The sequence below is a fragment of the Planctomycetia bacterium genome, assembly GCA_034440135.1.
GTDB lineage: Bacteria > Planctomycetota > Planctomycetia > Pirellulales > JALHLM01 > JALHLM01.
The window spans coordinates 1-5,596 of record JAWXBP010000450.1; the positions used below are offsets into that span (position 1 = coordinate 1).

Sequence of the window (5,596 nt, forward strand, 5' to 3'; positions counted from 1 at the left end):
CGTCCACCTGCTGGGTGTGCCGCCCAGGCAGAGCCTCCTCCCGCCGCTACCCGTAGCAAGGCCGCCCTGATAGCGGTGCATTATCTTCGATGCTCTGCTAGCAAGGCTCCGGACTTGACCTGCGCGCGGGCGTCATGGATGATCTACCAGCGGTGGAATAGTTTCCGTCCGATTCTAGTAAGTGGAAATCCGTACGATGGCCCGGCGGACGTAAGTCGCGACACACAAGAGGTTTATTCCCATGGCCATCGAAGACAACATCCGACTACTTGCGCGCGGCTACGCCGACAGACTGAAGAAAGCAATTGACGATCGCTTGGAGGAAATGAAAGAGGACGACAGGTCGCATCTGCTGATTTACCAGGTCTTGGGGGTTAGCGATGACGAAGGACAGTTGGTTGACCAATACCAAAACAAGGGACGATTTCTTTACAAATACGCCGGGTCGTTCCTGGAGAAAGCTGTGCAGCTTTGCTTTCGCGACAAATTCCCGACGTCTGGTTCCGTTCGGATCCCCAATTCTCAGGGCCGTCGCCCCAAGACCTTCGAAATCGACTGTCTTGTGGACTCCGATGCTATCGAGATCAAATGGAGAGACGCGACTACCGATGGCGATCACATTACGAAAGAACACACTCGCATTCAAGCGGTCGTCGATGCAAAGTACACGCCCATACGGGTGATGTTCTACTATCCGAATCGAGCGCAAGCAATCAAGATTCAACAAACTCTTGAGACCCTCTATAAAGGCCTCGGCGGCCAATACTACTACGGGGATGCCGCGTGGAAGTATGTGCAGAAACGGACAGGAATCAACCTTTTCGAAATTCTCACGACACTGGCGCAAGAAAATGCACCTAACGGCTGATATCGAGATTCGCCTTGGAGACTGTTTATCGATCCTGAAAGAGATCGAGGGCGGCACGGCGGATCTCGTGTACCTCGACCCGCCGTTTTTTACTCAGAGGGTGCATCGCCTTAGCCCGCGAGATCGGTCGAAGGAGTTTTCCTTCGACGATCTCTGGTCCACGCAGAGAGAGTACGCGACTTTTTTGTTTGAGCGTTTAGGTGAAATTCACAGAGTCGCCTCAGACAAAGGTTCTATCTTTTTTCATTGCGACCGAAATGCGGTTCACTTGGTTCGCGCCTTGCTCGACGAAGTATTCGGACCGGAGAAATTTCGCTCGGAGATCATCTGGTGCTATCGACGGTGGTCCAACTCGCAACGAGGACTGTTGCCGGCTCATCAAACTATACTTTATTACACTAAAACCAGCACGTTCGTCTTTAACGAAGTATTGACCGACTATTCCTTAGCTACCAATGTTGACCAAATATTACAGCGACGAACGCGCGACGGCTTCAACAAGTCCACGTACGACCGGGATGAAGATGGGATGGCGGTTTCCAATGGCGCCAAACGTGGAGTGCCTCTGAGCGACGTATGGGACATTCCGCTATTGAACCCCAAGGCCAAGGAACGAACGGGCTATCCCACCCAAAAGCCCCTGCTGCTACTCGAGCGAATAATCGGACTTGCATCGAATGAAGGCGATCGTATCCTAGACCCATTTTGCGGAAGTGGCACGACGTTGGTCGCGGCAAAATTTCTTAACCGGGTTGGCATGGGAATTGACGTTTCTGAGGACGCGGTGACGTTGACGAGGAAGCGCCTCTGCGGCGCGCCTCGGAGCCAGTCTCGCGTTTTCGAAATGGGGCGCGAGGCGTATCGAAATGCCGATGATGCAGCCCTTGCAATGCTGCAAGGCTTGGAATGTGTGCCAGTTCAGCGCAATAGCGGCATCGACGCAATTCTGAAACGGGAGTTCGACGGCGGCCCAGTGACGGTTCGAGTTCAGCGAATGGGCGAGTCGCTCATGGACGCGGCCAGAAAACTCGCTAGTGCCTCGGCCGGCAAGGGGGCGAAAGTGATGTTTGTAGTGGCTTTGACGCGAGGTGGAAGCCTTGAATTCGCCAATGAACTGCCCGTAGGCGTCGTGGCGATCGAATCGCCCGGCTTGAGTATTCGAGAGCGCTTGGAGCATCTCGCAACCGTCCATCGAGCGACACGTTGCCTGTGACCGAGAAGTCAACCCCCGATTCGCTAAACGGTGAGCCGAACGAAGGCCCAACGGCGGGTCGCCCGGCGACTGCGGCTCCTAAGTCCGTGCGCGACATGAAATCGCCTGCATCCACTCGAAGTTCCGCGTGACCGTCGTCGCACTCCACGAATCGTTCGCCACGGCCGAGCTGCATCCGCAACTACGCTGGTTCTGCGAGCCGGCGCGTTGGTCGATCGTTCCTGCGCGGCGCTGCCTGCGGGTGGAAACGGAGGGCGGCACGGACTACTGGCAGAAGACGCATTACGGCTTTTCGGCCGACAACGGGCATTTTCTCTTCGCGGAGTGCAACGGCGACTTCATCGCAACGACTTTGGTCGCCTTTCAGGGCGTGCATCAATACGACCAGGCGGGATTGATGGTTCGCATCTCGCCGTCCTGCTGGCTCAAGACGTCCGTCGAGTACGAACCGCACGGCCCCAGCCGGTTGGGCGCGGTCGTTACCAACGCCGGTTACTCCGACTGGTCCACGCAGGATATTCCGTCGGACGTAGGGCAGATGTGGCTGCGCATCCGCCGCGAGGAGAGCGATTACTTCGTGGAAGCCTCCCGCGACGGCGCGAGTTGGTCCCAACTGCGGGTCGCCCACTTGCACGAAGACCGCGCCGGCGCGGCGGTGGCCTGCGGACCGTACGCCTGCAGTCCGAAGGCAGCCGGCTTCGCGGCCGAGTTCGCCTTCCTGACCGTCGCAGCGGGCAGGATTGCCGCCGAGTAAGCCAGCGCGGCCGCAGCTCGCGTTACGCCTGCGATTCCTCGGCCGGCGTCTCGCGGCGATGCCACCATTCTCGAAACTCCGCGCAGCGCCCCGTCTCGTCGAAGCGGGCGGACAAGATGCCTTCCAGCTCGACCAGGGTATTGCTGGTCGCGCGGCGAAACGTCGCTCGCCAATGGGCGAACCCCGTCCGGCCATCGATCGTCAGGGGCGTGGCCGCGAAGACCACGTCGCGTTGACCGTTCACCGCGCCATCCGTCCAGTATCGACGAATGGCCGCCGTCCCCGTCATCGGCGGATCGAAGGGCGTTTCATAATAGGCGGCCTCGGGCGAGAACAATCGACAGACTGCCTCCGCATCGCGACCGGTCCACGCGTTGCCGTAGCGGACCAGCCAGTCGGCGAAATCGAACGGGGCCGCAATCACAACCGCCTCACTCGCTGCAACGAAAGGGCCGTAACTTCCGCAAAGCCAATACATCGGCCGTGCGGCCAAGCAGTTCTTTATACGCGATCAGGGCTTGGAGCGGCTGCACCCAGACGTGCAGGTCGAGCAGCGCCACTCTTTGGCGAATTGCCAGATTGGTTTCCAGGGAAACCCACTCCCCCTCGCGACGGCCGTAGGCCTCTTCCGCCTGGCTGACGTCGACTTCCAGGCCCTCGATCCGGCCGCGCCAGAGTTGCAGTCGAAACTCCGCATCTTCGTACGGGCCAAGCGGCTGACGCGTAAGCGGTTTCAGAATCTCCGCCAGCCTCGGCAGATCGGCGCGGGCGACGTCGACGTCCAGGTCGTGCAACGGCCAGTCGGACCCGTGCAGGTTGCCAGCGAAGCCGCCCGTGAATTGATAGCAGGCCGCCGCCTCGTCGAGCGCGCCGACGAGCCGGCGCACGGCGCGCTCTTGGGAACCGGTCAACGCGACTCCCAACTTGCTCATGCGACAGTGCTCGCGGCTGAACCGAGGCGTTTTGCCGTCGGCGGTTGCGATACCTTCGCACAACGGGTCCGGGCATTGTAGTCGAAAAGTGCGGTGAGGGCGGTTCGTTTTTCGCTTAACCTGCTTGTGTATTTTATGTTACGATGACGACCGCCGGCTGCCGGCCGATCGGTAAGAGGGCGAAACTTCCACCCCCCGGCGGTGCTTAATACTTCCGGTTGACGCAAGCGGTATACTGCGGGCGGGCGGTTCGCCTTGTTGAGGCCAACGCCACCAGTCTTCGTTCTTTTCGGAACCTTCAAGGAACGCCGGCCATGCGAACCTCGCTGCGGATTGCGTTCGTGCTGGGCTTGTTTATCACGGCCGGCAACGCGGTCCCCGCCCGCGCGGAGAAACTCAATCCGGCGGAAGCCGCCGCCCAGGTCGATGCCCTGCTGCTCGGCGAACGCACTTCCGCGGAAGGGGCCACGCCTGATCGCACGGCCGAGTGCGACGACGAGACGTTCCTTCGCCGGCTGACGCTGGACTTGATCGGCGAACTGCCCTCGCCCGAGCAGGTGACGGCCTTCGTGCTCGACCCGGCCGCCGACAAGCGGCAACGCTTGGTGGAGCGGCTGCTGGCCGACGAGCGCTTCGGACAAAACTGGGCGCGCTACTGGCGCGACGTGGTGCTTTATCGCCGCAGCGACGATCGCGCGTTGATCTCGGCCGGCGCGTTGCAAGAGTATCTGGCCACGGCCTTCAATGGCGGCACGTCGTGGGACGAAATCGCCCGCGGCTTCGTCACGGCCACCGGCGACGTCCGCGTCAACGGCCAAACGGCCCTCATCATGGCGCAGATGGGCATGCCCGAGGAGACCACGGCCGAAGTCGCCCGCATTTTCCTGGGCATTCAGATTCAATGCGCCCAATGCCACGACCATCCGACCGATCGTTGGAAGCGGACGGAGTTCCACGAGCTGGCCGCGTTCTTTCCCCGCATCGCGGTGCGGCCGGTGCGCGACGGCGAGCAACGCAGCTTTGAAGTGGTCTCCGTCGATCGCGACCCGCGCCGTCGCCCCAACGGCAACCAGCCCCGCGGCAGCGCCGAGCACTTCATGCCGGACCTCGACGATCCCACGGCGCGGGGCACGCTGATGCAGCCCACGTTCTTCGTCACCAGTCATCGCATCGACGAAGGAAAGACCGATCAGGAGCGGCGCGGCGTGCTGGCCAATTTGATGACCGCCGAAAGCAACCCCTGGTTCGATCGAGCGTTCGTCAACCGCGTCTGGTCGGAAATGGTCGGCGAGGGATTTTACGAGCCGGTCGACGACTTGGGTCCGGACCGCCAATGCTCCGCGCCGCAAACGTTGGACCTGCTGGCCACGCAGTTTCGGGCCAACGGCCGAGACGTGAAGTGGCTGTACCGCACGGTGGCCGCCACCTCGGCTTACGGCCTGGACAGCCGCAGCCGCCGCGACCCCGACGAGGCGCCCTTCACGGCCAACTGCCTGCAACGGCTGCGGGCGGACCAGTTGATGAGCGCGCTGGCCCGGGCGCTGGGCGTGTCGTTCGATCAAGGACGCGGCGGCGGGCAATACGGCGGCATGCGCGGACTGCAAGGGCAGTTCGTGCAAACCTTCGGCTACGATCCCAGCGATCCGCGCGACGAAATGGCCGGCTCCATTCCGCAAGCCTTGCTGATGATGAACTCGCCGCTGTTGGCACGGGCCATCAACGCCTACAACCCCAACACGGAACTCGGCCGACTGGTCGCCGAGAACACCGATAATGAAACCGTGGTGGTCGAAATCTATCTGCGAACGCTGGCCCGCGAGCCATCGGAC

6 protein-coding genes are annotated in these 5,596 nt (G+C 61.3%); 4 read left to right on the top strand and 2 right to left on the bottom strand.

All coding sequences use genetic code 11. The features are described from left to right. Nucleotides 1-241 precede the first annotated feature (241 nt). The 3 genes from SGJ19_26045 to SGJ19_26055 all read left to right on the top strand — a co-directional run bounded on the left by SGJ19_26045 (nucleotide 242) and on the right by SGJ19_26055 (nucleotide 2,835). Entirely contained in the window at nucleotides 242-868 is a 627-nt protein-coding gene (locus tag SGJ19_26045) for an ApaLI family restriction endonuclease (protein MDZ4783725.1), read from the top strand. Continuing rightward, on the top strand, nucleotides 852-2,081 hold the full coding sequence (locus SGJ19_26050; GenBank protein ID MDZ4783726.1) for a site-specific DNA-methyltransferase: 1,230 nt from the start codon (nucleotides 852-854) through the stop codon (nucleotides 2,079-2,081). The genes SGJ19_26045 and SGJ19_26050 overlap by 17 nt, the downstream gene beginning before the upstream one ends. A gap of 127 nt (nucleotides 2,082-2,208) precedes the next feature. Beyond that, entirely contained in the window at nucleotides 2,209-2,835 is a 627-nt protein-coding gene (locus SGJ19_26055) for a DUF1349 domain-containing protein (protein ID MDZ4783727.1), read from the top strand. Between the two features lie 22 nt (nucleotides 2,836-2,857). Here SGJ19_26055 and SGJ19_26060 read toward each other — a convergent pair whose 3' ends face one another. Then, nucleotides 2,858-3,259, bottom strand: a complete 402-nt coding sequence (locus tag SGJ19_26060) for a nuclear transport factor 2 family protein (GenBank protein ID MDZ4783728.1) — start codon at nucleotides 3,257-3,259, stop codon at nucleotides 2,858-2,860. Between the two features lie 7 nt (nucleotides 3,260-3,266). Next, on the bottom strand, nucleotides 3,267-3,767 hold the full coding sequence (locus tag SGJ19_26065; protein MDZ4783729.1) for a hypothetical protein: 501 nt from the start codon (nucleotides 3,765-3,767) through the stop codon (nucleotides 3,267-3,269). Nucleotides 3,768-4,081: 314 nt separating this feature from the next. On the opposite strand from SGJ19_26065, the gene SGJ19_26070 reads away from it, so the two are divergent. Continuing rightward, a partial coding sequence (locus SGJ19_26070; GenBank protein MDZ4783730.1) for a DUF1549 domain-containing protein occupies nucleotides 4,082-5,596 on the top strand: 1,515 nt, incomplete at its 3' end.

Coding starts and splice junctions, on each gene's coding strand:
- SGJ19_26045 (MDZ4783725.1), top strand. CDS start 242: ATGGCCATCGAAGACAACATCCGACTACTTGCGCGCGGCTACGCCGAC.
- SGJ19_26065 (MDZ4783729.1), bottom strand. CDS start 3,767: ATGAGCAAGTTGGGAGTCGCGTTGACCGGTTCCCAAGAGCGCGCCGTG.
- SGJ19_26050 (MDZ4783726.1), top strand. CDS start 852: ATGCACCTAACGGCTGATATCGAGATTCGCCTTGGAGACTGTTTATCG.